General features: G+C 33.9%; 25 protein-coding genes and 1 pseudogene. 6 read left to right on the forward strand and 20 right to left on the reverse strand.

Annotation, left to right across the window (positions count from 1 at the left end):
• Nucleotides 1-131 precede the first annotated feature (131 nt).
• On the forward strand, nucleotides 132-731 hold the full coding sequence (locus F9U64_RS01645; protein ID WP_153401030.1) for a hypothetical protein: 600 nt from the start codon (nucleotides 132-134) through the stop codon (nucleotides 729-731).
• Nucleotides 732-1,159: 428 nt separating this feature from the next.
• A complete protein-coding gene (locus tag F9U64_RS01650; protein WP_153401421.1) occupies nucleotides 1,160-1,687 on the forward strand; it encodes a hypothetical protein in 528 nt (175 codons plus the stop codon).
• A gap of 319 nt (nucleotides 1,688-2,006) precedes the next feature.
• Here the strand turns inward: F9U64_RS01650 and F9U64_RS01655 are convergent, their stop codons facing one another.
• From F9U64_RS01655 to F9U64_RS01685, 7 genes are all read right to left on the reverse strand, one after another.
• Entirely contained in the window at nucleotides 2,007-4,130 is a 2,124-nt protein-coding gene (locus F9U64_RS01655; protein ID WP_228275546.1) for a heavy metal translocating P-type ATPase, read from the reverse strand.
• Nucleotides 4,131-4,458: 328 nt separating this feature from the next.
• Nucleotides 4,459-4,650 carry a hypothetical protein gene (locus F9U64_RS01660; protein WP_153401032.1) on the reverse strand — a complete coding sequence of 64 codons (192 nt, stop codon included), beginning with the start codon at nucleotides 4,648-4,650 and terminating at the stop codon, nucleotides 4,459-4,461.
• A gap of 86 nt (nucleotides 4,651-4,736) precedes the next feature.
• Nucleotides 4,737-5,411 (reverse strand): response regulator transcription factor, encoded by a 675-nt coding sequence (locus F9U64_RS01665; protein WP_194287249.1) that lies wholly within the window; start codon nucleotides 5,409-5,411, stop codon nucleotides 4,737-4,739.
• Complete coding sequence (locus F9U64_RS01670; protein WP_153401034.1) at nucleotides 5,411-6,793, reverse strand: sensor histidine kinase; 1,383 nt, start codon at nucleotides 6,791-6,793, stop codon at nucleotides 5,411-5,413. The genes F9U64_RS01665 and F9U64_RS01670 overlap by 1 nt, the downstream gene beginning before the upstream one ends.
• Nucleotides 6,794-6,805: 12 nt before the next feature.
• Nucleotides 6,806-7,537: a cytochrome c biogenesis CcdA family protein gene (locus F9U64_RS01675; protein ID WP_153401036.1), complete on the reverse strand. Its 732-nt coding sequence runs from the start codon at nucleotides 7,535-7,537 to the stop codon at nucleotides 6,806-6,808.
• Nucleotides 7,538-7,559: 22 nt separating this feature from the next.
• Complete coding sequence (locus F9U64_RS01680; RefSeq protein WP_153401037.1) at nucleotides 7,560-8,465, reverse strand: F510_1955 family glycosylhydrolase; 906 nt, start codon at nucleotides 8,463-8,465, stop codon at nucleotides 7,560-7,562.
• A 108-nt stretch (nucleotides 8,466-8,573) separates the two neighbouring features.
• Complete coding sequence (locus F9U64_RS01685) at nucleotides 8,574-8,786, reverse strand: SHOCT domain-containing protein (protein WP_153401039.1); 213 nt, start codon at nucleotides 8,784-8,786, stop codon at nucleotides 8,574-8,576.
• Between the two features lie 189 nt (nucleotides 8,787-8,975).
• Between F9U64_RS01685 and F9U64_RS01690 the strand changes: the two genes are divergently transcribed.
• Nucleotides 8,976-9,563 carry a YdhK family protein gene (locus F9U64_RS01690; protein ID WP_153401041.1) on the forward strand — a complete coding sequence of 196 codons (588 nt, stop codon included), beginning with the start codon at nucleotides 8,976-8,978 and terminating at the stop codon, nucleotides 9,561-9,563.
• Between the two features lie 109 nt (nucleotides 9,564-9,672).
• Here the strand turns inward: F9U64_RS01690 and F9U64_RS01695 are convergent, their stop codons facing one another.
• The 3 genes from F9U64_RS01695 to F9U64_RS01705 form a co-directional block, all read right to left on the reverse strand.
• The gene (locus F9U64_RS01695; protein WP_153401043.1) at nucleotides 9,673-9,924 is read right to left on the reverse strand and encodes a hypothetical protein; all 252 of its coding nucleotides are present in this window, start codon (nucleotides 9,922-9,924) and stop codon (nucleotides 9,673-9,675) included.
• Nucleotides 9,925-10,104: 180 nt separating this feature from the next.
• A complete protein-coding gene (locus tag F9U64_RS01700; RefSeq protein WP_153401045.1) occupies nucleotides 10,105-10,428 on the reverse strand; it encodes a hypothetical protein in 324 nt (107 codons plus the stop codon).
• Between the two features lie 84 nt (nucleotides 10,429-10,512).
• The gene (locus F9U64_RS01705) at nucleotides 10,513-10,815 is read right to left on the reverse strand and encodes a hypothetical protein (protein ID WP_153401047.1); all 303 of its coding nucleotides are present in this window, start codon (nucleotides 10,813-10,815) and stop codon (nucleotides 10,513-10,515) included.
• Nucleotides 10,816-11,152: 337 nt separating this feature from the next.
• Between F9U64_RS01705 and F9U64_RS01710 the strand changes: the two genes are divergently transcribed.
• Both F9U64_RS01710 and F9U64_RS01715 read left to right on the forward strand, forming a co-directional pair.
• A complete protein-coding gene (locus F9U64_RS01710; RefSeq protein WP_153401049.1) occupies nucleotides 11,153-12,397 on the forward strand; it encodes a hypothetical protein in 1,245 nt (414 codons plus the stop codon).
• Nucleotides 12,398-12,575: 178 nt separating this feature from the next.
• Nucleotides 12,576-13,871 carry a hypothetical protein gene (locus tag F9U64_RS01715; RefSeq protein WP_153401051.1) on the forward strand — a complete coding sequence of 432 codons (1,296 nt, stop codon included), beginning with the start codon at nucleotides 12,576-12,578 and terminating at the stop codon, nucleotides 13,869-13,871.
• A 69-nt stretch (nucleotides 13,872-13,940) separates the two neighbouring features.
• Here the strand turns inward: F9U64_RS01715 and F9U64_RS01720 are convergent, their stop codons facing one another.
• The 10 genes and pseudogenes from F9U64_RS01720 to F9U64_RS01770 form a co-directional block, all read right to left on the reverse strand.
• Complete coding sequence (locus F9U64_RS01720) at nucleotides 13,941-14,333, reverse strand: hypothetical protein (protein ID WP_153401053.1); 393 nt, start codon at nucleotides 14,331-14,333, stop codon at nucleotides 13,941-13,943.
• Between the two features lie 42 nt (nucleotides 14,334-14,375).
• A pseudogene (locus tag F9U64_RS01725) lies at nucleotides 14,376-15,335 on the reverse strand (arsenic resistance protein).
• 29 nt (nucleotides 15,336-15,364) lie between these two features.
• Complete coding sequence (locus F9U64_RS01730; protein WP_153401055.1) at nucleotides 15,365-16,405, reverse strand: flavin-containing monooxygenase; 1,041 nt, start codon at nucleotides 16,403-16,405, stop codon at nucleotides 15,365-15,367.
• A gap of 395 nt (nucleotides 16,406-16,800) precedes the next feature.
• A complete protein-coding gene (locus tag F9U64_RS01735; protein ID WP_153401057.1) occupies nucleotides 16,801-17,508 on the reverse strand; it encodes a cytochrome c biogenesis CcdA family protein in 708 nt (235 codons plus the stop codon).
• A 21-nt stretch (nucleotides 17,509-17,529) separates the two neighbouring features.
• On the reverse strand, nucleotides 17,530-18,063 hold the full coding sequence (gene resA, locus F9U64_RS01740) for a thiol-disulfide oxidoreductase ResA (protein ID WP_228275547.1): 534 nt from the start codon (nucleotides 18,061-18,063) through the stop codon (nucleotides 17,530-17,532).
• Between the two features lie 279 nt (nucleotides 18,064-18,342).
• A complete protein-coding gene (gene ccsB, locus F9U64_RS01745) occupies nucleotides 18,343-19,533 on the reverse strand; it encodes a c-type cytochrome biogenesis protein CcsB (protein WP_153401059.1) in 1,191 nt (396 codons plus the stop codon).
• A gap of 26 nt (nucleotides 19,534-19,559) precedes the next feature.
• Nucleotides 19,560-21,194, reverse strand: coding sequence for a cytochrome c biogenesis protein ResB (resB, locus tag F9U64_RS01750; RefSeq protein ID WP_153401061.1), 1,635 nt, complete (start codon nucleotides 21,192-21,194; stop codon nucleotides 19,560-19,562).
• A gap of 715 nt (nucleotides 21,195-21,909) precedes the next feature.
• Entirely contained in the window at nucleotides 21,910-22,173 is a 264-nt protein-coding gene (locus F9U64_RS01755; RefSeq protein WP_153401063.1) for a hypothetical protein, read from the reverse strand.
• Between the two features lie 331 nt (nucleotides 22,174-22,504).
• The gene (locus F9U64_RS01765) at nucleotides 22,505-23,881 is read right to left on the reverse strand and encodes an ATP-binding protein (protein WP_153401066.1); all 1,377 of its coding nucleotides are present in this window, start codon (nucleotides 23,879-23,881) and stop codon (nucleotides 22,505-22,507) included.
• 1 nt (nucleotide 23,882) lies between these two features.
• Nucleotides 23,883-24,584 (reverse strand): response regulator transcription factor, encoded by a 702-nt coding sequence (locus F9U64_RS01770; RefSeq protein ID WP_153401068.1) that lies wholly within the window; start codon nucleotides 24,582-24,584, stop codon nucleotides 23,883-23,885.
• A 493-nt stretch (nucleotides 24,585-25,077) separates the two neighbouring features.
• On the opposite strand from F9U64_RS01770, the gene F9U64_RS01775 reads away from it, so the two are divergent.
• Nucleotides 25,078-26,394 carry a hypothetical protein gene (locus tag F9U64_RS01775; protein WP_153401070.1) on the forward strand — a complete coding sequence of 439 codons (1,317 nt, stop codon included), beginning with the start codon at nucleotides 25,078-25,080 and terminating at the stop codon, nucleotides 26,392-26,394.
• Nucleotides 26,395-26,404 lie beyond the last annotated feature (10 nt).

The following is a 26,404-nucleotide window of genomic DNA, read 5'->3' on the forward strand; positions in this document are numbered from 1 at the left end:
ATTTCAATAATAAAGTGTTACTTTTTTCTAACGTTCTATTCCTATTATTTCAATTAGCATATTCCTCTATACCTCAATGATCCCTTACCTATTTGAAGTTAACACCTAAAACCCTACAGGGGTATGTCATATTGTCAATAAACCGTGAATACAATAAAAGTGGACAAATTATGATTGGAGTTGAAACCATGTCACTTTCCTTAATTTTTATATTTGTACTGTGTACAATTCAAGTTGTCACAACCATATTTTATATGGCACACTATCGTAAATTTGTAACAAAAATGAATGGAATGCTGATTTCGATGTCATTAGGGATGTCGGTAGGGATTCTAATGGGAACAATTCTTGGGGTATTACTTCATGGCAATTTATTTGAGTCCACCATATATTCTATTATGATTGGTTTGATAGTTGGGTTTATTGCTGGAATTCCAGTTGGATTACCAGCCATCATTGATGGTATGCTTTCAGGATTAATGGGTGGAATGATGGGAGCGATGCTTGGGGATATGGTTGCAATGAGTAAACCCAATGCAATCATTAACATAATGGCAATTATCGTAACCATGATTTTGTTTCTTGTTTTATACGCAACTGAAGATTCAATTCGTAAAAAATCCAATCAAGACATTTTTTCTTTCTTTAAGCATCCATTCTTATTGCTTTTTATAATAGTAATTTTGTTCATCGGATTTGATTATATTGATCCAGTGGTAATGGATAAGTAACAAAACACACATACCATAAACCCAAACTCAAATTACCTTCTAATCTGTTTAATTCAAATAAAAAAGTCGTCCTAGTGGACGACCCTTTTGCTAGTTATAGTAACTCACGACACGCTGCAATACACTCCTCTAAATCCTTTACAGCATGTTGCATTTTCTGTTGGTGACCATGTTGTGCACCCGTTAGTGCTTTATTCAAGTGTCCTAATGCGCTCTCACACTCATTAATACAATTTTGTATATCATTGCTCGCCATAGTACAAGGCTCCCTTCAAAAATAATACTTACAGATGTATTTTTAGTAATTAAACATTTATTATACATACCTCAGCAATGGCTGACCTCTTAAAAATAATTAGGCATCTTGAACAAAAATAATTCAAAATCATAAAGTATAAAGAGTTACTTTATTTATGGAAGGTGATTATATGGCATCTTTACCCGCTATAGACCTTGGGATTATGGCCGAACATTTATCTGCCCATGAGGGTATAATTAATAAATTGAATGTTTACCATGAGAAGGCAACAAATATAGAATTAAAAGAAATTATTGCTTTTCAAGGAAACATGATGCGTATACATGTTAAGGTTATGCTAGCCCTAATAAACCCACATTATAACGATTATGTTGAAGTTCCAGACTTGAGTGTTTATAGTGGAAACGGTTATTATCAGAGAGATAACAAACATTGGGTTGATTATGACAATAAATGGATTGCATTGGAAGCACATTCCACTGCCAAGCTTATGTCCAACGAAAATTACATCTCAGCTATTATGATGAAAGATAAAAATGCTAGAAATGCACATGTAGAAATGGCATTACAACAGTTAGAAGCTCAGAAGAGATATTCGGAATTCATTAACCGAATGGGCTGGACATTTGTTCCCCACGTGTCTGTTCAGGATCAAGTCAATACCTATCAGCACTTTCAACATATGTTAAATCAATAAAATAAAATTAGGGTGCAGAATTACACCCTAATTTATTTCTTTTACTTTCAACCAGCCATTTGTTTACATTGTACAGCACACTCACGACATATTGCTGCACATTCTTGGCAATGCGTATCTTTCATTTGTTCACATTCTTGTGCACATTGTTCACATACTTTTTCGCACAGGCTACATAAGTCGGCAGAAAATGAACTATTCCTTGACATATATTGGGATGCTTGTCCACAAATTTCAGCACAGTCATTTAATGTTCGAATACTAAACAATTAGCACTACATTAAAATCGGAGTAAATAAAAAACCCTGATACTAAATAATCACGCTTTCAACAATTTCGCATTAATAGCAACAATAACCGTACTTAGACTCATTAATACCGCGCCTAATGCTGGACTTAATACAATTCCAATTGGTGCTAGTACACCTGCAGCTAAAGGAATTGCAAAAATATTATATCCAGTTGCCCACCATAGGTTTTGTACCATTTTTCGATAGGTTTTTCTTGATAAATTGATTAGAGCCACTACATCTTTTGGATTACTCTTAACAAGAACTACATCGGCTGTTTCCATTGCTACATCTGTTCCTGCGCCGATTGCAATACCTAAATCTGCTGTTGCTAGTGCAGGGGCATCATTAACACCATCTCCTGTCATAGCAACTTTCCAGCCTTTTTCTTTTATCTTCTTCACTTGATCAGATTTTTCATTCGGTAGTACTTCTGCATAAACTTCATCGATATCCAATTGTTTCGCCACCCAATGTGCTACTTTTTCATTGTCTCCTGTGAGCATAATTGATTGAATACCATTATCTTTTAATACAGCAACTGCCTCTTTCGCCGTTTCGCGAACCATATCGGCAAGTGCTACCATACCGATTAATTTATCATCTAGTAAAACAAATACAACTGTTTTTCCTTCAGCAGACATTTTATTAAAAGATTCACGATCATATTTCATATTGTTGTCATTAACATACCCCGGACTAACAACATTTACTTTTTTCCCATCTATAGTTCCTTCAATACCTTTACCAGTTATTGAGTCAAATTCAGTTATTTTTTTTAATTTAATGTTTTTTTCCTTCGCTTCTTTAACTATTCCAGACGCTAATGGGTGCTCCGAGTTCTGTTCTAAGCTTGCCGACCAAGTGAGGACTTCTTCTTTTTCATACCCTTCACTTGGTACAATATCTGTCACACCAAATTCACCCTTTGTTAAGGTTCCAGTTTTATCAAAAACAACGGCATTAAGATTTCTAGCACCTTCAAAATTAGCACGGTTCCTAATTAACAATCCTTGTTTTGCGGAAATAGAAGTAGATACTGCTATCACAAGCGGAGCTGCTAGTCCAAGTGCATGTGGACATGTGATGACCATTACTGTTACCATTCGCTCCAAGGCGACATCAAACGAATAACCAAGTATTAGCCAGATAAATAATGTTAAGAAACCCGAGAGCAATGCGACATAAAATAACCATTTTGCTGCCTTATTTGTAATATCCTGTGTTCTTGATTTTGATTCTTGTGCTTCTTTAACCAACGTAATAACTTGCGATAAGTACGAGTCTTCTCCGGTTTTTTCAACTTGTATGGTAAGCGATCCTTCTTTATTTACAGAGCCACCTATTACTTCATCGCCTTTGAACTTTTCGGCAGGGACTGATTCCCCAGTAAGCATTGATTCATCTATTGTCGATTTTCCGTCCAAAATAGTTCCATCAACTGGAACCTTTTCACCCGGTTTCACAAGAATTTTATCATTGTTTTTCAAATCAGATACTGAAACATCCTGAACTTCATCATTTTGATCCAGTTTATGGGCTTCACTAGGCATAAGCTTAACAAGTTCCTCAAGTGCGTTAGATGCACCCATTACGGAACGCATTTCTAACCAGTGCCCAAGTAGCATAATATCAATTAAAGTGGCCAATTCCCAAAAGAAGTCTTTACCTTCCCAGCCGAAAACGGTAAGTGAACTATAACCATAAGCAACAACGATAGCAAGACCAATAAGCGTCATCATTCCCGGATTCTTATCTTTTAACTCGCTAACTCCTCCTGTAATAAACGGCCAGCCACCATAGAAAAATACAAAGGTTGAAAGTGCGAACAAAATATATTGATCATTTGCAAATTGCCAATTGACCCCAATAAAGTCCTGTATCATCGGAGATAAAACTAGAATAGGAATCGTAACGATTAATGAAATATAAAACCGTTTCTTAAAATCATTAACCATATCTCCATGATTGTGATGGCTGTGATTTTCGTGTCCTCCATGGCCATGCTTATCATGATTGTCATGACTGCCATGATTATGTGCATCGTCTTGCTCACGCTTTACATGATTTTGATGGTTTTGATGTTCGTGGGAATTGTGGTGCTCGTGATGCATATGTTGCCCATGTCCCTCTTTGTCATCATAATTTGCCATACATGTCTCTCCTTTTCAATTATTATTACCTAATGTTTTTAAATAATATTTCTGGTTATACATTTCATTTTTTGAAAGCCTTTCTTGATAGTAAAAGTATTCTCCAATGAGTACTATGGAATATCCCATCCTGTTTCTCCGAAAATTATTCCTCACATAATCACCTTTCCTCACTACATTACCCTAGTACCGTATTTCTTAACCATTTAAATTTACTAAAATAAAAAAGAACTATCCCCAATTCAGATAGTCCCAGTCATTCAAAAATATAGATCATTTTCTTAAAATGTTGCTTACATTTTCCTAGTCATTTTTCATACCCAAAAAATCAACCATGACACTCCTGATACATTTGTTTCATGTCCTGTTGATCCATCTTTGGATGCATCTCTTTCATTAAATGTAACATCTCTTCAAATCTCCAACCTTCATTACCTGAATCATTGTGTGCAAAAACCACATTTCCTACGCCCAAAACCATAGTAACTGCGAATAATAATGATATTATCTTCTTTTTCATTTATAATCCTCCCTTCACATACAATTGTAAGAAAGGAATTTCGAGAAAATATCAAGATACTGTTACAAATTATTGAATGTAGAATGCTAGGTTTGGTTTATCCATTTATAACCTACTCCCCAAACTGTTTTAAAATGATCGTCAATTGGAAATCCAACAGACCTAATTTTGTCCCTCATATTTCTTACATGCGAATCAACTGTTCTTCCCTCTGTATCTGAATTATAGCCCCAGATTATTTCAATCAACTGCTCTCTAGTAAATACTTGATTAGGGTTCCGCATTAAATGGCCAATCATTGCAAATTCTTTTGGAGTTAGTTTTATTGGTTGATTAAGGTAAGTAAGTTCGTACTGTTTTTCATTCCATAACAGATCATTTACCTCAATGCGATTCGTGGGGAACCTTCTTCGTAATAGTGCTTCCATTCTAGCCAGCAATTCACTCTCATCAAAAGGCTTAGTAATATAGTCATCAGCACCTAATTTCAAGCCCTTAACAATATCATCCTGTTGACCGCGAGCGGTAACCATAATAATTGGCACATCTGAAGTCTGCCTTATTTCTTGGCAAAGTTCCCAACCATTCATTTCTGGCATCATAATGTCCAGCAAAACGATATCAAAGGGTTCATCTTCTATATAAGATAGTGCCTCATCAGCCCCTTGTGCTTTTTTACAGGTGTAGTTATGTGGTTTTAAATACAACGCTAACAAATCCAGCATACGCTTTTCATCATCTACTAACAGGACTTTATACACTATGTCCCACCTCTTTTTAATCGAATGATCACATTCGTCCCTTTTCCTTGTTTACTATTAATCTTGATGGTTCCTTCATGGGATTCTACAATTTCCTTAGCAATTGCGAGACCTAAGCCCGTTCCCCCACTTTGTCTTGAACGTGACTTTTCAACCCGATATAAACGATCAAATATGTATGGTAAGTCCTCTTTAGGTATCCCTTCTCCATTATCTGTGATTATAATACTGGTCTCTTGATCACTCTGATTAACACTAAGTGAAACCTGCCCACCATTAAAGGTATGTTTTCTGGCATTATCCAAAATATTAATTAGGACTTGTTGAAAGCGCTCTGGGTCAACACAAGCAATTATGTTTCTGGGACAACTGGTTGTTAAATCAATATTCTTTTCTTCATAAACAGGACTAATACGGTCAATTACAGTATGAATTAACTCATGCAAAATAACTTCTTCTTGCTTAATTGTAAATTTATTTTGATCCATTTTAGCCAACTCAAATAAATTCTTAATTAATAAAGCTAGTTGCTCTGTTTCTTCACGAATAATAGAAATGTATTCTTTTTTATCTTTTTCAGACGTATCTTGACGATTAACTATATCAGCATATCCCTTGATATATGTTAATGGTGTCCTAAGTTCATGTGAGATATTTGCTAAAAATTCGTTTCTTGCCATTTTTAACTGTTCCAAATCATTTGAAAGTTTAGTGATGGCGTTTGCTAACTCCCCTAATTCATCTTTCCGTTCAGTGTGTAGTTCAACTTTGTTCATTCCCAAACTCAATTGCTCCGTTGCTTCTTTCATCTTTACTAAAGGAATTGTTATAAACCTAGATAAAATAAAAACAGTTAAAATCGTTAGAATTACTGTAATAATACCAACCACTATGAACTGACTGTTAAGCTGTTCAACAATTTTCCTAACTGTACCTGTATCTGCAAACATGAAGACATGCCCTTTATGTTCACCATCAATTGTAATTGGACTTTCTGTAGCAATATATTCTTTCTGTTTCCATCGATCTTCAATTATTTTACCCTCCGATGGTACAACTTCTCCATCTACATGATTAATTACCCTCAACATTTCCTGTTCAACTGGATCAGAAGAAACAATTACATTGCCACTATCATCAGTTATAATGACAATATAACTAGATGTAGATTCCATAATCCCAACATGCCTCATAGTTGATCGATTATAATTATCTTCTAAAACGTCTCGGTGTGTATTTCCACGAGCTAGTATGCTTTCCATTACTTCGTCTATTCGATCATTTACCAGATTGGTATACAAGACAAAAAACAGAACCGATTCAATGATTAAAATAAAGATAAAAAATAATAATCCAATTTTAAATGAGAGTTTATTTAACATTGTATAACCTCTTTAGCCCCAGTAAGTAAGAGTATCTAAAATACCAATTAACAGAATTAATATACCAGCCAGTTTCTGGATAGTTGCCCCGACTTTCCTACTTTTCTTCAAAATGGCACCACTTGCTCCAAAATACCATATTAAGAATATGACAATTATTAGCGGTAGAGAGGTTCCTAATGCAAAAACAGACGGCAAAACAACTCCATATGAAGAAACCAACACCACTGGCATTAGTGTAAATAAAAATAATATAAACATTGTTGGACAAAATGCTAATGTAAAACTTACTCCCATTAGGAAACTTCCAAGATGACTATCTTTAAATACCTTAGTGGGAAGTTGAAAAAATCGCCATGTTCTTTTCCAACGGAATAATCCTATCATAAATAATCCTATTAGGATAAGTAACGGCCCTATTAACTTTCTTAATACAGGTAAAATCTGCGAAAGTGTACCATAAACCCCTTGACCCACCAGCCAGATTACTAAGCCTAATATGGAAAAGACAAAAATTTTACCAAGTATAAATAGTAATACATGTAGCCATGGAACCTTCTCAACTAATGATTTATTACCATAAATGGTGATTGCGCTAATATTACCAGTGAGTTGGCACGGTGCAACCGCACCAACAACACCAATAAAGAATGCAAATAACAAAGGTAAATGTTCAAGACCATATGCTATATCCATAATTGGACCACTTAAAGTACTACTAATTTGATTAAACAGATCAAACATATTGTTTCAGCTCACCTTGCGTTTATTTTACCTTTCCATTCTCTACAATTTGTTGCCATGACTCTGTTCCATCTTTGGTTATATATGCTTGGCCTTTTGTCGTATAGATTGCAAATCCCTGACTTTCTTGAGGGTTTTGTGCAATATAAACAGGTCCATCTTCATTTAAATCAGGTAAATTCAAAGATTCTTTTTCTTCACTTTTAAGATTATATTTAACTAAATCTGGACCAGCTTTATAGGTTGCATAATATAAGTTTTCGTCATTAAAATATACTGCAGTTCCTTGTGATGCCTCAGTAATTAATTGAAAACTTTCTCCCCCATCATCCGAAAGATAAATTCCATTAGTTGTCGCAGCTGCAGCAATGTTTGAGTTAGTCGGATGTATTGCTAAAGCAAACACTTTACCTTCCAAGCCTTTACCATCAACACTTTCCCATGATTCACCATCATCCGAGCTTGTATAGAGTCCTGTTTCTAACTCTGAATTTTTCGCTGGATTCATTAGAAAAATATCATGGCTGTTATAACCTACTGCCATTGCGTGGAAATCTGTTTCCCCTTCAAACTTTAGACTTTCTAGTGTCTTACCGCCATCAAAACTACGTTGAATTCCAATTGGGTTGGGTAAATCAGAATCTTTTCCGGGATGTCCTGAAGTATAAAATCCTTTATCGACTGCACTAAACCCCATATAATCATTTAAGTTCTTCGACGTCTTATACCATTCGCCTTCACGATAAATTTTCAAACCAGTGTGAGATGCAAAATATAATCCACCGTCATTTCCAGCATAGCCCATTCCATGTACATGCTCCAAATTTCCATCATAAGAAACTTCGAACGGTTTATCGGTGCTATTACTGCTACACCCTGCAATTAGTAAACCTGTAAGAATTGTTACAACAATCATTAATCTCTTCATGTTCGTTTATCCTCCAAATAATAAATATCTTTTTGTCGGTATCATATTAAAAAAATACCCATTTTTTGTGCAGATAGTATGATAATAATACTTTCTGCAACTTTCCGTCTATTTCTTTAAAATAGATTTTAATTGTTCATACTCCTCTTCATCAATTTCACCTTTGGCTAATCGCTCCTTGATAATTTTTTGTGGATTTTTCCTGCTTCCGCCTCGAATGAAATTTGCAACTAGTAAAACTCCAAGAATAATTAATCCTAACCAAATAATCATCATTAATATCATTGGCCAATATGAACCATATCCATGCATAAAGTGCATTTTGCCACCCTCTTAAACAGTTTCCACTAGTATACAGATAATTTATCAAGAAACTTTGCATGTAGTAAGGTTATCAAAAAATAATTAATTGAGAAATAATATTTAACAAAGATGTCATAAACACTGCAAAAAATTTGCATACTTTTGAGGTAGAGTATTCATGAATTGCAAAATGAAAGGAGCATAAAGATGAAAGGTAAAAAAATAATGGCTGGAATGGTTTCTGTAATCGCAGCATTTACGTTATCAGCGTGTTCTGGAAATAATGATGAAACTACTCCAGAAGAAAATCAAGATAAGGAAATGGAAATGGAATCTGGTTCAGATGAACATATGGAGATGGATCATTCTGGGTCAGGGGAGGTTCCTGAAAATCTAACAGTTGCTGAAAATTCAACCTATGAAGTGGGAAGTAAAGCGATTATAACCTCAGATCACATGAAAGGTATGAAAGGTGCTGAAGCAACTATTGTAGGCGCATATAATACCACAGTCTATACAGTATCTTACACCCCAACAAATGGTGGAGAAAGAGTTGAAAATCATAAATGGGTCATCCATGAAGAAATTGCAGACGCTGGCGAAGAACCATTAGAACCCGGAACAGAGGTAACAATAGATGCTTCCCATATGGAGGGAATGGACGGTGTAACTGCAGTAATTGATTCAGCCAAAGAAACTACAGTATATATGGTAGATTATATGCCAACAACTGGCGGTGAAAAGGTGACAAATCATAAATGGGTAACAGAAAGTGAGTTATCTCCTGTCGAATAAGTTCAAGTGTTTCACCCATAACTTAGGGCTGTCTTGAATTGACAAGACAGCCCTTTATTTTTAAAAATTCCTGTTAACCATACTAATTTTCTTTCATATCAGTCTATTGCTAAAGCACTTTTAAGGTACCCTGTATGCTTTCTAATTTGATCAAGTTACCTTTAATAACATTTTCCAAAAGAAAAATTTTAGCATCAAGAAAATCATCAAAAATCGCTGCTTCTACCATAACAAACTCATCTTCAAACATTTGTGCAATACAAGCACCATATTTATCACTTTCATCAAACTTCAAAATTGCTAATCGTATTACAATGCCACGAAAATCAATGTCGTCTTGCCATATAAAATCATTATTCATGTGGATTCCCCCTTTCCACATGAACAATTAAACATTTAAATAACTTTTCCTTTGTCAATAGTCATAAATCTTGTTAAATATCTAGATGGTTTTTATCATGTTACATGCTTTTAGCGGGAAAGAAACATCCTAAGATGCTGTAGCTCACTGTCACTCATAACCAAAAAAATAAGCAAGGGATTATCCCTTACTTATTTTTTCAAACGCTAATCGGTTTGTTGTACTTATTATACTCTCTACAAGTCTTTCATCAAATACATAATCCGATAAAATTGCGGACAGATATTTTATTGTTAAACCAATAGTTGTAAAAACCCTTAAGTGTAATACTTGTTGTCGTTCTACTCCCATATCTTTTTCTATCATTACATAAAAGAGTGGTTCAGATGAACTTTTCCCCATCCATCCATAACCAGTTTCCTTAGAAATGACAATGTTGTAATCACCGAAAAATGAATAAACCAAATTGTCTTCTTGTAGTACTCGATCCTTATACTTATCCATGTAAATCTCCCTTTCTAGAGTAAATTATCTACACTATTAACTTATATTTACCAAGCCGAATCCCTTGTTTCTAGGAACCAAATCTCAATCTTTTCTGGCAATTAACTCCTGAATGGCATCATAGGTTTCTTTAATAATTTTTTTCTCCACAAAGTATTCCGGGATCACAGATAATAGAAATCTAGCAAGGTGGCCGGTATTGAAAAACCTTTGCAATATAACATCCCTTTGCTCACCTTGTAGGTCTTCCTCATTAACAATTACTACATAATTACTGTCACTTATGAAATTGTTAACTTTTACTACCGAAACATAATACTGGTCACTCTGTGCCAAAACCATACTATCATCAGTATAGACAATTCTTGCTTCCGTTCTTGTGTTCATTTCCTCTCCCTCTTTCGTATAGAATTTTTATCATGATGATATTCCATACAGGAACGGTAAAACCTGTTTAAACGCACTAATATTTAAGGGTAAATTGCCCCTAAAATCAACGTTATGAAAATATTAATATGATTATATAGGCCGATACTAACATGCTCAATTACTATAAAAGTTTGTATAGCTGCAAAAATAAATCAAAAAAAGTGCTCTATAGATTTGATTCAATAATTTATTTGTTTTATAAATAGATTGTAGGACATTAGCATAACAATCATAACAACCAATCATAATACAATTCGTAATCGGCCTACCACACAAATTAAGGAGGTTGATTCATATGAAAAATGAAAAGAGAAGTTTTAAAGAAAGGTACAGTAATAATTGGATTTGTACACTGAAGCGGGGGAAGGAACTCAAAAAAATCTTACTCTCAAATTCTACCGAAGAGGTTAAATTTTGGTCGGATGGTATATGGGTAAGTAGGAAGCAAAATGAATTTCGGAATGATAATGAAGACCCATTGTTTATACTTACAAAGGATGAGATCCGATTTATAAACCAAGATACAATTGATAATTCACTCTATAGTATTTATCATTTGATTTTTGGTTTGGATCACCCTGTAAGTGATCTAGATATTCAAGAATATCTATTAGAAGGAAAAAACACTGATATTAAAAGTTTTATACAAAAAGATTTGTTCGAGCAAAATTCTCACTCCTACAATTTTGCGTTTACATACGATAACCTTGATTTTAACTGTATTATTGAGTGGGAAAATTCTAGTCGCTTTTTGAGAGTTATACTGGATGATGGAACAATTGGAATTGCGGACGGTATAAGGTATATCATAAACTATCTATTCGATCTCTCAGATGAGATAAGTGATGAATGTCGGGCCTTTGCATTATTTTGTAAGGAGATTAGGGAATTCGAAGCGTTTTATAGCAATTCAATGAATGAGTCTAAGTCTCAAACAACAACACCCACAGAAGTACTCATGTTGCGAGGTGAAATGGCCCTTTTTGGCTATTACATTAAAGTAGCGGACCTGATAAACCACTTTCAATTGAATATACCTATTGCCAAAAGAACCGATCAAGAAAAATATGTTGATTTCAACCATTTATTTGACCATTATCATGACCTCTACGGTTATATGGATGTTGGAGCCATTGAAGACTACATTTTTTGGTTTATTGAAAACAATACTTTAGAACCCTTTGATATTAGAAAAGAAAAATGCATCTACACCAAAAGTTATAAGATTTTTTTAGACAAAGAGTACCCCATAGAATGGAATTACCTTGAAGAATGCTTCAGGATAAAAAAAGCAGATGAGAGTTATAAATACTTTGATTCTGCTGGGTCATTAATTGATTATCTTCTTTCAATAGTCTCAGATTTAGATAAAGATATTAAGGATGTTTATAATAAGCAAATTGAACAATTGGCTTATGTAATCTGTGAAAACTTGGATGATAATCATGTATATAACTATTTATTGAATTTGATTACAACCTATGAAGAGACAAAACTGTGGAGAAATAGCCTACTAAATGACCCTGACTTACCATTCTAGTAACCGATATAGCAGCATGTTTGACAGCTGCTAAAAATTAATATTAATAATAGTTTTATGGATTTGATTCAATTATTTTTTTGTTTGTATAAATAGATTGTAGGCATTACTATAACGATTAAAAGAATCCATCACACCACTATTTATAATCAGCCTACCACAAAGGAGGTAGATGATTATGACAAATCAAGAAGAAATACTAGATATGAAAAATAACGAATGGATGGCGACTTTGGAGAGGGTTGAGGAATTAAGGACACTTCTTATAAAGATCCAGAGCGGTGATATTTTATTTTGGATAAATGGTGAATGGCATTATAGAAGCAATGAGTACAATTTCCCTAAGGGTTTTATTACTCCCCATTTTATCCTTAATTCAGAAAGTCTAGGAAATATCGATGAAAAAAATGTAGAGAATGTTATCTTAAATATTCTTAGATTGCTAAATTTATATAATACGTACGTTATTTTTCATTATGACAGCGGCATTAGTTTCGAGGATTATTTAAGGAAAGAAGAAAATAGTGATATTTCAACTATTTTACATGATAGAGCACACAATAGTTTATGCCATTCCTATAGTTTTTACGTACATAATGACAAGATTGCATTCAATTATATTTCTTCATGGAATGAGAATGGGAAAGGTATTCATATAGTTTTTAATAATTCAAAGTACGGGTTTACATACTTTTACGATTTGACAATGTTCCTTTTAGAGGAGTCATGGGGAATTGCAGATTATGGAACGTACACCCAGTTCTGCAAGGAAATGAGAAAATTTCAACGTCACTATTACAAAACCACTTCGAATACTGAGGGAGTGTTATTTACCTCTTTTACTGAGGTTGAGTTGCTAAACCCAGAAAACAGGGTAAAACGTTTTGACTCTAAAGTAGGTTCTTATATGGTGAATACTGCAGTCAGGATTGCAGATATTATTGATTATTTTAATTTGGATATTAAAGTAACCGATGAAAAATTAATGGAAAAGTATATTGATACACACTATCTATATACTCAATTTGGGTACTATGAATTTTTCAATAATATAACAGTCCCAGAAGTTGAAGCAATAGTTATGGATACAATTGAAGATATCTTTCCAGAGCCATTCTCGGTAAGAAAACATAAATGTACGTATATAAACAGTTATAATTTTAAGATTAATAATGGAACTAATCAAATGGAATGTCTTGCAGAATGGCACTATCTAGAGGAGTGTTACAGGTTTAGAAGGGGAGAAAATGCTTATACATACTTTCAATCATACGATTTACTAATACATCACATACTTAGAGCATTCAGAAACGAAAAAAGTATTAATTGGGAACAACTTATAGAGGAATGCGTACATTTAATCAAAGCGATTGAAAAGTCTTCAACAGTGGATACTAGCCTAGAATATCTAATTAATGACATTAAAGACCCTAAAGGGTTAGAACATATACTTTACAACGATTTCCCCTTCTAATGTTGTCACCTTGTTATTTTAGAGCCCACTTAAAAACTGCCCTTTGCAACAGCTTAGGGCAGTTTTATATTATAATGGATTATTTCCATCAAACCGATAATCCATTTCAAACATTTTATCTGTGTACCATTCACGGAACTCTTCATTCTCAGTAAATTTCTGATACATATCAAATTGATCAAACATATAATCTTGAAACACTTCCTGCATAATACGTTTGAAAGCAATTTTTGCATTTTGACGATCAGAATGGCTTTTCGTGTTCTGGTACTCTTCTTTTTCAACTACTTTTTGCGGAAGCTCTTCCATCATAAATTTTCGAATGGAGTCATTTTCGGCCATGTCTTTACCAAACTTTTCATTAAAGTCCCGAACAATTTCACTTAAATACTCTAATTGCGGGTCTTTTATGATACTAGATCCACCAGTAGAAGTGGGATCTAGTTCTGTATTTCCTTCCAATGTTATGTTCTGCTCTCTTTTTGGTCTACACGGTAACTATCTTTAAAGCATATCATCTGGCTCCTTAACCAATTTTAAAATCAGATACGATATTAAAGATAACAATGGTAATTCAACTAATGGTCCAATAATTAATACTAAAGCAATTAGCGGTTCTTGAGGAAAAGCTGTCATAGCAATAGCCAATGCAATTGGAGAATTTCTCGCCAGTGTCGTTAAGTTTAAACTTGCTGTGTTAGCAATATCAAACTTAAATAATCGGCCTATAATCCGCCCAATTATAAAATTAATGATAAAGAACCCAAGTATTGGTACCAGTAATTGTAGTAATAAATCCAAGTTATCTAGTAATAATTTTCCTTGTGAAGCAAACATTGCTACGATAGCCATGAATAAGAATACAACTGGTAATGAACTAATTTTTTCTAGTAGTTTCTCTTCCCTTGATTTCTTCTTTAAAAGATAAGATCTTGTTATATAAGCTGCAGTGAAAGGAAGTATCAATACAAATAAGACACTCTCCACAACAACGGAAAAATCAACGACACCCAGAGTGCCTGAAAACAAGTAGAGGTATAATGGTAACAATAATAATTGTAAAATTAAATTTAGTGGTAGTACACTTGTTGATAATGCAACATTTCCTTTTGCAAAACCAGTAAAGATAATATACCAATCCGTACATGGTGTAACCATTAGCATGATAAAACCAAGCCATAATGCTGGATTATCTGCTAAAAATGTTGCTGCAAGCATCCATGCCAATAGTGGTGTAAGAATAAAATTCATACCTAAACTTATCAATGTAAATTTTCGATTTGAAAAAGAACGTTTAATATCTTTCACTGGTATTTGTAAAAAGGTTATATATAACATGATAATTAATAACGGGAGGATAATCTTATCAGCGAATATTTCAATTCCATCTACTTGTCAAATGATTAATCCAATCAAAACGGAAGAGATAATTAAAACCGTATATAATTTTTCCAATAAACCCAAAGTTATCACCTTACTTCTTCTTGAACTAACTAGTTATTCTTCTGAATATGTTTCATTAAATATTCTGCATCATTCCCGACACCTTGCAAAAGTGCAGAACCCCGTCTAAATTGCCAAGGTAAACCTAAAAAATATAAACCTTCTATATTGGTAATACCTCTATTATGGACAGGTTTCCCTTTCTCGTCCAATACACCTGATATATCTAACCAAGAATAATTAGATTCGAATCCTGTAGCCCATATTATGTTATGGACATCAAGAAACGTGTTGTCTTGGAATATAACCTTATTTTCCTTACCATCAATTGATCTATTTGTAATGACAACATCACCATTTCGTATAGCGTACTTCAATTCAAGACCAAAGATTGGATCCCCTCTTTTTTGAATTAGTTTTCCATAAAATGAATTTGAAGTTGCCTTTAATACTCCAACCTTGTCAAACCACCAAAATATACTTTTATTTTTAATTGTCAAAGGCAGAAATGTTAAACGTTTACCAGTTGATAGATAAGTCTTCTTTTCTTGAGAAACTTCTACAGCTATCTGCGATCCACTATTTCCACCACCAACTACTAACACATTTCCTTCTTTTAATTGAGAAGGGTTTCGATATTCGGAAGAATGTAACTGAACAATCTCCTTTGATAACTTGTTCGCAAAAGCAGGTATTCTTTGCTTCTGAAAAGGACCCGTTGCTATTATGATATTCTCTGCCTTATATTCCATATGCTCAGTCGAAATGTGAAAAGTATTATTCTTTTTTCGAACACTAGTTACGTTTGTATTATGTTTAATCGGTAGTTTAAAAGATTCCGCATAGACCTTCAAATATTGTGATATTTCATCTTTTGTAGGAAAGCCTTGAGCATTCCCTTTGAGTTTTAGCCCCGGTAACGAACTGTATGACCTTGGAGTAAATAAAACTAATGAATCGTATCGCCTATCCCAAACTTCTCCTACTTTTTGGTTTTTATCTAATATGAGAAAAGAATGATTTGATTGTTTTAAGTGATACCCCATTGCTAACCCTGCTTGACTGGCACCGATTATAATTGTCTGATACATGGTTTGTCACACCCCAAATTAATATAGGGTAATATTACCACATTAAAACAATTATCCACAAAAGAAATTAGTTAAATATTTTTTGAAGGTGGAAATAAATTAATGCCTACTCTCTCCCTTTTTGCGCTAGTTTGGGCACTATCTTTGGCAACAAATGTTAGCCCTCCTAATATACCACAAGCAAAAACAATGGATCTGGAAATAATGGCCTATTCCAAATATAAAATAAAACACACTTTGATACCTTTTATTCTTTCTATCGCTTTAAATGCAGCTCCATCATTTATTTTTTAATTATAGAAAAAGCATATAGAGTTATGATAAAAATAATCATTTCCCGATATGCTTATTAAATGTATTAGATATCATTAGTAAATCTAAATGAAAATTTAGGCTTAAAAACCAGTCCATCCACCAAAAAGGTAATTTGTTAAAAATGATATAATTGTTGTCATCCAATCAAAGTATAGTACAACTCCCATTACAAGCATTAAATAGCCACCTATTTTCATAATACGTTGACTATACTTATTTATCCATTTAATCTTCCCAATAAAGAAGGTTAAAAGGATAAATGGAAGTGAAAATCCTATTACATACCACATCATGTAAAATAATCCAGCGCTTGGGTTTGTTATACCTAATGCAATTACAGCAGCTAAAATCGGCCCTGTACATGGTGTCCATCCAGCTGCAAATCCCATCCCTATCAAAACGGTCCCTAGATAACCTGATGGTTTTCTTTTAAATTTTATCCTTTTTTCTGTCATAAGAAAATCCAGATTTAGAATACCTGTAATCACGAGTCCAAAAAAGAAAATAAGAATGGCACCTATCTGACGTAAGAACTCTTTATTTTGAACGAAGAAAGAGCCTATGAAAGACCCAGATAATCCTAAAGCTAAGAATATAATGGAAAATCCAACTAGAAAAAATACAGAATGCAATAAGGTAACCTTCCGAACACTTTTTTTATTACTTAAATCTTCAACTGACATACCGGTTATGTAAGACATAAAGGCTGGATAAATAGGTAACGTACAAGGTGAAAGAAAAGATAATAAACCAGCTCCGAAAGCAAATAGAACATTTAAATCCTGCATAAGATTAACTCCCTTTAAAAATCATGGTTTAATCAAGTTCATATATTTTTTTACGTCTTGTTGAGTCATACTGCCTGTAATGATTTTTACTACTTTACCATTCTTATCAATTAGGAATGTAGTTGGAATAGGACCAATTTTATACTTTCCTGTAACCTCACCGTCTCTATCCATCAGTATTGGAAAACTAAGATTAAACCTATCTACAAAATTTTGAACGATTAAATCTGATTCTTCAATGTTAACTGCAAGAATTTCAACACCTTGATCCTTAAAATTCTTGTATTCTTCCTCCATATATGGCATTTCTCTTTCACAAGGTTTGCACCACGTTCCCCAAAAATTTAAAAATACACCTTCTCCTCTATAATCTTTTAGCTCAACACGTTCACCTTGAAGTGTTTCCAAGGAAAAGTTTGGAGCATAATCACCTTCTGAAACAACATATTTATCTTTAGAGATATTTGAAAAAAGCGTGTAAAGTACAATCGAGCACATAAATAGTAGCAAGATGGCTCGAAAATACCTTCTTTTTTTTCTATTAATTTTGTTCAATTATTTTCACCTCTTATCTGTCTTGATTGGACCATACAGAAAGCTGTTCAAAAACCATTGAACAGCCCTTTGTATTTAATTATTCACCTCTCAAAAGACATAGTATATTTAAAGTTATGATTTTAGCAACCCCCGTATCAATTAGTACTGCCAACCAAGTGTTCTTTACATTGAAAACCCCTTATCAGATTTCTATATATGTTAGTTGGGGGTTGCTAAAATTGGTTTAACCAACATTCAGTAAGGAAAGAAAGAGCCCCTAATGAATGAAGTTCCCCTTTATGCGTATGAATGTAGACCAGCCAACACAAGGTTCACTGCAATAAGGTTAAACATAATAATCGCGAATCCTCCAACCGCAAGCCAAGCTGACTTTTCGCCATGCCATCCTCTTGATAGTCGTAGATGTAAAAACGCCGCATAGAAGAAAAATGTAACTAAAGCCCAAACTTCCTTTGGATCCCAGCCCCAAAATCTACCCCAGGCCTCTTGTGCCCAAATGGAAGCAAATATAATACCCCCTAATGTAAATACTGGGAAGCCAATAGCAATCGCGCGGTAGGATATTTCATCTAATAAATCAGGCTTTGTTTTCATTAACTTTGGTTGTATTGCTGCTCCAATTCGTTTACGAAGGACTAGTCGCAACAGACCGTACAGGGCTAACCCCACAAACACAGACCAAATTAATGTATTAAACTTCCTTCCTGCATCTGCCCCATGCATCCATGAAGGAGCATCAAACCATGGTTGCATAACTCCATCGGTAATCAATACACCTTCATAAGGAGAAACAATTGCTGGTAACTGGTATTCAGTTGTCATCGTTACATTATTTGCAGTGTATTCAAACTGAGCGCTATAACCAGTGACATTGAAGATTACACTAATCAAGCTGAAGCCGATAAAAATAAGTAACGAAAACAATACAATCTCTAACCATGTAGTTCGTTTACTGCTTTTCGTTTGATCAATCGTACGTACCAAATAAATTAGCCCAACAACAAAACTAATGGATAATATCGCTTCACCTATTGACACTGTTGTAACGTGAATATATAGCCAATAGCTTTGTAAGGATGGTACTAATGGTGAAACTTCAGTTGGAAACATGCTTGCATAAGCAATAACAATTAGTGCAATTGGCAATGCAAACACACCCAAGACACTCATTTTGTATATGAAATATAAAATGATAAACCCTAACACTATTGACATACCAAAGAATGTAACAAATTCAAACATATTACTTACAGGTACATGTCCACTAGCAATCCATCTGGTAATAAAATACACGGTTTGGGCTAGAAATCCAATTATTGTAATAGTAATACCAATTGTTCCAGCTTTACTTTCTTTACTTTTATTTCGCTTGTCACGAATCGTTGCTCCAAAGAAAAAGGTAGCAAGCAAATACAAGATAAATGCCACCAATAACATTGTACTACTTATATTAAGTAACGTATCCATAAAAATCCTCCTTTAAAACAAACTATCTAACCCGGTAATTCTTGCTGATCCTTGACCATATTAACATTTGTATTAGCTATAGCTTTTTCAATATCGGTTTTTACCCCATGCCAATTCTTGTTTGTATGTGCAGCCAACAAGAGTTTTCCATTTTTCGGATTGATCCAAATCCTTCTATGGTGCCAATACATGCCTTGTATGACACCAATCATAAAGATTACCCCACCAAGGAAAAATAACGGCAATGTATAGTCCCTTATTACCATAATCCCACTTACGTCCCGCATTTCAAAGTCTTGTAACCCTAGCTTATACTCATTTTCTCCAGTTGCGTCAATGTTTTTGCGAATACCCACAAAACTTACTTCGGGGTCATCACTATTTGGTGGGTAGATAAAGAATACAAATGCTGGATTTTTAGGATATTTCGACTTTGATCTAGGTTCTCCATTGTCCAAGTAATAATCTGGAAAATATTGGTCAATCACTACGCGTAATCCATTGTCTAGTTTGTACTCTGACTTTGGTGATGTTAAATCAATGGTAATCGAACCAATTGCAGTTTCATTTGGATCATCTGTTTCATGAACTTTAAATGACATGCTGGAAAATTCATTACTTTGGTACCCTGCTTGATATAAAGCATAACCGTCAAACTTCATTGGATGATTCAACCGAGTACTGCCTTCTTTTAATTTTTCTAATTTCGGCTCAGCACCGGTAGCTGACGTTTGGTCCTTATAGATCACTAACTCCGTTTCAAAGTTTTTAGCAACTACGCCTTCTTTTTTAATAGCTTCTTCAAAACGTTGGTTATCTTTGTCATAGGTTTCAAGAATAAAGTCCTTATTTTTCGCATAATATTCTCCATTGGTACCCGGGATAACTGTCCGTTCCCCTTCTCGGATCCACATATATTCATCTATGTACATTGGTGTTGTCATGCGTAAAACGGCCGCAATTAATACGATAATTAATCCAATATGATTGACATAAGGACCCCATCTAGAAAATCTACCCTTCTCAGCTAAAATATGGCCATTCTCATCACGAACACTGTAACGTTGTTTTTTCAATGATTTGATAATTTGTTGCTTTTCCTCTTTTGATACGTTGTCTGATTCGCTGTATAAACGTTGACGACTTAGGAACGTTTCATGCCTTTTTGCTTTCTGATTTTTTAACGCTTTATAAAGTGGCACAAAACGATCAATGCTACAGATAACTAACGAAATACCAATAAGTGCAACTAATAGGAGGTACCACCATGAACTATAAAGGTCATAGAACCCTAACTGGTAGTAAATTTGTCCGAAAATCCCATATGTACTTTCGTAGTAAATTGCAGGATCTCTAGAAACTGCATTTGCGGGAATCCACTGTTCCTGCGGAAATATTGTCCCCATTGCCGATGCGACTAATGTTAAAACAATAAGCCATACTCCTACTTTCACAGAGGAAAAGAAATTCCATATCTTATCGATTATGGATTTTTTGTATGTTTGTGACCGGCGAGCGCTCCCATCATATCGCATGTTTAATAGTCTTGTTTTATCATTTCCATCAATATGTTGGTTTCCTTCAATTGGCTTCCCGCAGGCTTCGCAAAGGACTGTACCTTCATGATTTACGTGCCCACATTCACATTTAATTTTATTCATTTTATCCCTCGCAATAGTATTGTTCAAAATTTATTCTGGTTAAACTTTTTATAAATAACCTTCTAATCAGTTTTAAAGCACCAACAGCACTTTCCACCACCTTCACCTCATGGATTAATAAAACATAGTGGGAATAGGCCCTATACCGTATAAATCCCTTACTTGGCCAAAAATATTAAACATACTGATCTATGAATTGAATAGATAACCAAGACTGTTGCGTCTAGACTAACTGCAACAATTTCAATCCCTTTTATCTTTATACTTGGATTTGGAAAATCAAAAGGAACATTCCCGAAATTTTAGTCTTTATAGATTATAGTCAAAAATTGTGTAGATTTTGTGAGGAAAATCATTTTTCCATATTCCGTACAATTCATAGCCCTTATTAGTGCAAAAATAGATTCAGCAATATCTTTGATATCGGGTTCTCTCTTCTCTTATAAAGAAAAATAATTAAAGGTACGAGAGTACTTTGATAACTTTGTGAACTAAATGAATAGTTACAGAAAGTGAATGTTATCAAAGATATACTTTTCACTGTTGTTCTATCCACTATTGATTTACCTATTCATAGATATATCTTGATTCATTTTATTTTTAATAAATAAATCGAGGGAAACCATTTTTCCATTGTTCGTTCACCCCTAGAGGATCCATATAGATTAAAAAAAGGCCTCAACTGGAGGCCTTTTTTTATAGAGGGGGAGTATGGTTACTTTTCTTCTTTATTCTTACCAAAGGACTCCATGAAATCACTACAGGCGTTCATCATCTTTTGCCCTTCAAATGAATTCATTGCTTCCATCATTTGAGACATGTTTCCATTTTTCATCATGTCCATCATTTCGTTACCATTGCCGTTCAGCATGTTACCCATTCCATTGTAATCTGGTTCTTGGGCAAATGCTGTTGTTCCTACTACTAATAGAGCGGCAATAGCAAGTGATAATACAAATGGCACTTTTTTGAGTTTCATATCTCCGTCCCCTTTCTAATCATTATTACTAGGACAACTATAGTATAGACTACAAATTTGTTGAAATTGTGAGGGAATATAATTTTTTATCATCAAAATCTTTTTATTTTATACTTCACTTGTCCTTTCTTTTTTTTATAAAAACAAAATAGACAATTCCTATTATTGAAATCGGTAAACACATCCAAAAACAAATCTGTATAAATGTTTTTAAATAGGACTCTATTGATTCAGTTCCCCACATCATTGTGCCGGAAACAGTCAGACACATTAAACCCATTGCAATCAATAGTACGACAATCAACCATTCTATCTTTTTCATACTACCTCCTTACTCAGCTGCAGGAAAACTTAGCTGAAATCTCGTACCTTTGCCCACTTGGCTATTCACCGAAATAGTCCCATTTTGTAGTTCAACCAAATTCTTTACAATGGCCAAACCCAGTCCAGTCCCTCCAAGCTCTCTTGAACGAGATTTTTCAACTCGATGAAAACGTTCAAAAATGAGAGGAAGATCTTCCACGGGAATCCCAATACCCGTGTCCTCAATAATTACATGTACTTTGTTAAGTGCACTCCAAATTTTAACACTCACTGATCCCTTTTCTGTATACCGAACCGCATTCCTCAGCAAATTTGTAAATATTTGTTCTAAACGGATACCATCACCCTCAATGTAAGGAACGTTCCTGTCTAATTGGCTTTTTAACGTTAATCCTTCTTTTTTGAGGTCAATTCTGACTTTAAAAAGGGCTGTTTCTATTACATCTGTGAGATCAATGGCATTCATCTGGAGATCTATTTTACCTTCTTCCATTTTTGATAACTCAAATAAATCATTGATTAACCTAATCATCCGTTCCGTTTCATCATCAATGATTTTTAAATACTGCTGTCTTTCCTCTTCTGTTTGGTAAAGATCCTGTTTTAGTACTTCAGCATACCCTTTTAGGTATGATATAGGTGTACGCAATTCGTGAGATATATTTGCAAAAAACTCTCTTCGGTTAGAACGGTATCTATTTGTTTCTAGTGCAAGATCGTTAATTGCTTTTCCTAATGAACCTATTTCATCGTTTGAAGGAATACTTACCCTTATGTCTAAATTTCCCTTTGCAATTTCCCGAGTTGCTCTTTCCATTTCTAAAAGTGGGTCTGACATTTTCTTAGAGAGTACAAATGTGAACCCAAGTGCTAAGAATAATGCACCTGCTGCAGATAATATTAGTAAATCTCTGATTTTCCCCACTGGTTCTTGCACATCACTTATTGGTGCTAAAACAAAAATAGCCCCTTTGAAAGTCCCTGATTGAATAATAGGATGACCAGAGCCAAGGTACGTAACTTCTGCTTTATCATCACGTAACATTTTTTTTACGGTTTTCCCTTGAGATAATTGACCTACATCATTACTTGAAAGGTTCATTATTCGCACACCAGAGTCTGACACAACATCTCCATTTGCATCAATAATATAAACTTCTTTATTGGTTAAATCAGCCAGTGTTTTAAACATAATTAATATTTTCTCATCTTCAATAGAAGTAATAGTAAGAGCATACTTTTGAGAAAGTTCACTAATTTCATCAGTAACTTGACTATAATAAAAATTAGTGAATATTAGATTAGCTACATAACCTAGAGGAAACAATACGACTAAAAACAAGACCATAATGGTTCCACCGAGTTTCAAAACTATTTTATTCATGTTATGTTTGTTCCTCTTGTGTATTAAATTTGTATCCTACACCCCAAACCGTTTTGATTGGATTAAAGGAAAGTCCTTCTTTTCGAAGTTTTTCCCGGATATTTTTCACATGTGTATCAATCGCTCGCAAATCGCGAATTTCATTAGAATCCCAAATCTTATCTAATAATATCTCGCGAGTAAATACCCTTTTTGGTTGGCTCGCTGCTGAATAAAAAATATCAAATTCTTTTGGAGTGAGCTCAACTGGAGCCTCTTTAACCTTGACTTCTCTACTTTCACTATCGATTGATAATTCTCCAAAACACATTAAAGTCTCAGTAGTTTCCTCTTTTTTAACATTCTGCCGGCGAATCAAGGCTTTAACACGGGCAACTAATTCCTCTGCGGCAAATGGTTTTATTAAATAATCATCGGCACCAAGATTCAAGCCCTGTACACGATCCTTAACATCACTTCGAGCAGTTAACATCAAAATAGGTATAAGACTCGTCTTGCGAACGGTTTTGCACACTTCCCAACCATCAATATCCGGCAGCATGATATCTAAAATCATTAAATCGTAGGAGATTTGTTGAGCCATTTGTATAGCTTCTTTACCATCAACTGCTTCTGCAACTTGAAAATTTTTTTTAGATAAATAAATCTTAACTAAGTTTCTCATGTTCCATTCATCATCAACAACCAGAATTTTTTTTTTCATATACAACCCTCATTTTTTGATTGCACTATTCATCTTAGCTCAAAAATTTGTATCACTTTGGGATTCTTTATTCTCTTTTTACTTTTCCGATATTTAGCAATTATACATGCGGAAATCATTGTACTAGAAATATGTGGGTTAGGGATTATTGCCTTTATATTTCCTGATATCTTATCATTTAATTGTGTAGATTCTGTGAGGATTTGGTTACCATTTTATAATTCGTATAAATATTCATCATGATAATGTTTAATACTAGGTAAGTGAAACCTATATAAACACTAAAATAACATATAATATATATCCACTTATATAATAACTTGGACTATCTAAAGTATTTACCTAAGCTACAAAATATAAAAATATACTCTATAGATTTGATTCAGTCATTTTTTTGTTTTATAAATAGATTATAGTTCATTGAAACAATTAAAACATTCCATCAAAAAACCGATTATAATCAGCCCAATCAATACTTAGGGAGGTTGATATTATGTTAAATCATGATGAAAGTAATGTAAAACAATTAAAGTTAAACAGTAGCGAAAGGGTAGAAACATTGCAAAGGGTAGGGGAATTGAAATATCTTCTTCTGGAAGTTCAATGCGGAGAATTTTTGTTTTTGTCAGATGGTAATTGGCTTTATAGAAAAGATAGAGAGGATTTGTCGAACATCATCCCTTCTCCTCATTTACTTCTTACTAAGGAAATACTAGGAAAGATAACTAAAAAAAGTGTTGAGAACGTCATCTTTAATATTCAAAGATTATTAAGTTTCTATAATACTTATATTACACACGAATATTATAAAAAGACTAGTTTCGAGGAATATCTGCAAACAAAAGAGAACTTCGATATATCTTCTATTCTAAAAGGCAGTGTCCATGGAAGTTTTTTCCACTCATATAGTTTCCACGTTAAAAACGACAACGTTGAATATTCTTATATTTTTGAATGGAATAAAGCCGGAGAAGATATTCGTTTTATTTTAAATAATTCAAAGTATGGATATACTGGCTTTTATGCTCTGACAAACTTTCTTTTGAAAGAGTCTTCAAGTATATATGACTATGAAACATTCACACGATTTTGCAAAGAGATAAGGAATTTTCAAAATTATTTTTATAATACTATGTCAGAAGGTAATCCCAAGGGAGAATTATATACTTCAATGATTGAAGTAGAATTACTAAGCCCTCAAAATAGATACAGCATGTCTAATTTAAACAGGAGTCATTATGAAATAAATCCTGCAGTTAAGATTGGAGATATTATTAACTACTTTGAATTGGACATTAAAGTAAACGATCAAAAACAATTGGAAAAGTGTATTGATACATCTTATCTATTTGATTTTTTCGCGTCTTATGAATACCTGGGTAACATTACAGTTTCAGATGTAGAGGCTATCGTTGTTGAGACTATGGAAGATAGACTTCAAGAACCCTTCCAAATACGGAAAGACAGATGCTCATACTATAATAACTTTTCCATTAAGATTAAGGATAAAAATATTCAAATAGAGTTTTTGGTTGAATGGAATTGTCTAGAGGGGTGTTACAGGGTTAAGAAAGATTTACTTCCATATGAATATTTTCGATCACCACAACTCTTAATTGATTCTATATTGTCTCAAATCCCAACCCCCTATCCATTCATCTGCAACAATAAAATTAACGCTCTACTGTCAGATTTATTAAGGACCATTGAAAAATCATCTAACCATGGTATGGATTTAGATAATTTAATTAAAAGAGTAAATAGTGTGGATACACCTAAGAATATTTATGTCGATAATTTACCTTTTTAATATACACGTT

Source organism: Gracilibacillus oryzae, from assembly GCF_009498735.1.
Taxonomy (GTDB): domain Bacteria; phylum Bacillota; class Bacilli; order Bacillales; family Amphibacillaceae; genus Gracilibacillus; species Gracilibacillus oryzae.

What these genes read in the sequence shown, in the direction of transcription:
- F9U64_RS01650 (WP_153401421.1), top strand. Translation starts at nt 1,160, where the DNA reads ATGGCATCTTTACCCGCTATAGACCTTGGGATTATGGCCGAACATTTA.
- F9U64_RS01655 (WP_228275546.1), bottom strand. Translation starts at nt 4,130, where the DNA reads ATGGCAAATTATGATGACAAAGAGGGACATGGGCAACATATGCATCAC.
- F9U64_RS01660 (WP_153401032.1), bottom strand. Translation starts at nt 4,650, where the DNA reads ATGAAAAAGAAGATAATATCATTATTATTCGCAGTTACTATGGTTTTG.
- F9U64_RS01670 (WP_153401034.1), bottom strand. Translation starts at nt 6,793, where the DNA reads ATGTTAAATAAACTCTCATTTAAAATTGGATTATTATTTTTTATCTTT.
- F9U64_RS01675 (WP_153401036.1), bottom strand. Translation starts at nt 7,537, where the DNA reads ATGTTTGATCTGTTTAATCAAATTAGTAGTACTTTAAGTGGTCCAATT.
- F9U64_RS01680 (WP_153401037.1), bottom strand. Translation starts at nt 8,465, where the DNA reads ATGAAGAGATTAATGATTGTTGTAACAATTCTTACAGGTTTACTAATT.
- F9U64_RS01685 (WP_153401039.1), bottom strand. Translation starts at nt 8,786, where the DNA reads ATGCACTTTATGCATGGATATGGTTCATATTGGCCAATGATATTAATG.
- F9U64_RS01690 (WP_153401041.1), top strand. Translation starts at nt 8,976, where the DNA reads ATGAAAGGTAAAAAAATAATGGCTGGAATGGTTTCTGTAATCGCAGCA.
- F9U64_RS01695 (WP_153401043.1), bottom strand. Translation starts at nt 9,924, where the DNA reads ATGAATAATGATTTTATATGGCAAGACGACATTGATTTTCGTGGCATT.
- F9U64_RS01700 (WP_153401045.1), bottom strand. Translation starts at nt 10,428, where the DNA reads ATGGATAAGTATAAGGATCGAGTACTACAAGAAGACAATTTGGTTTAT.
- F9U64_RS01705 (WP_153401047.1), bottom strand. Translation starts at nt 10,815, where the DNA reads ATGAACACAAGAACGGAAGCAAGAATTGTCTATACTGATGATAGTATG.
- F9U64_RS01710 (WP_153401049.1), top strand. Translation starts at nt 11,153, where the DNA reads ATGAAAAATGAAAAGAGAAGTTTTAAAGAAAGGTACAGTAATAATTGG.
- F9U64_RS01715 (WP_153401051.1), top strand. Translation starts at nt 12,576, where the DNA reads ATGACAAATCAAGAAGAAATACTAGATATGAAAAATAACGAATGGATG.
- F9U64_RS01730 (WP_153401055.1), bottom strand. Translation starts at nt 16,405, where the DNA reads ATGTATCAGACAATTATAATCGGTGCCAGTCAAGCAGGGTTAGCAATG.
- F9U64_RS01735 (WP_153401057.1), bottom strand. Translation starts at nt 17,508, where the DNA reads ATGCAGGATTTAAATGTTCTATTTGCTTTCGGAGCTGGTTTATTATCT.
- ccsB (WP_153401059.1), bottom strand. Translation starts at nt 19,533, where the DNA reads ATGGATACGTTACTTAATATAAGTAGTACAATGTTATTGGTGGCATTT.
- resB (WP_153401061.1), bottom strand. Translation starts at nt 21,194, where the DNA reads ATGAATAAAATTAAATGTGAATGTGGGCACGTAAATCATGAAGGTACA.
- F9U64_RS01755 (WP_153401063.1), bottom strand. Translation starts at nt 22,173, where the DNA reads ATGAAACTCAAAAAAGTGCCATTTGTATTATCACTTGCTATTGCCGCT.
- F9U64_RS01765 (WP_153401066.1), bottom strand. Translation starts at nt 23,881, where the DNA reads ATGAATAAAATAGTTTTGAAACTCGGTGGAACCATTATGGTCTTGTTT.
- F9U64_RS01770 (WP_153401068.1), bottom strand. Translation starts at nt 24,584, where the DNA reads ATGAAAAAAAAAATTCTGGTTGTTGATGATGAATGGAACATGAGAAAC.
- F9U64_RS01775 (WP_153401070.1), top strand. Translation starts at nt 25,078, where the DNA reads ATGTTAAATCATGATGAAAGTAATGTAAAACAATTAAAGTTAAACAGT.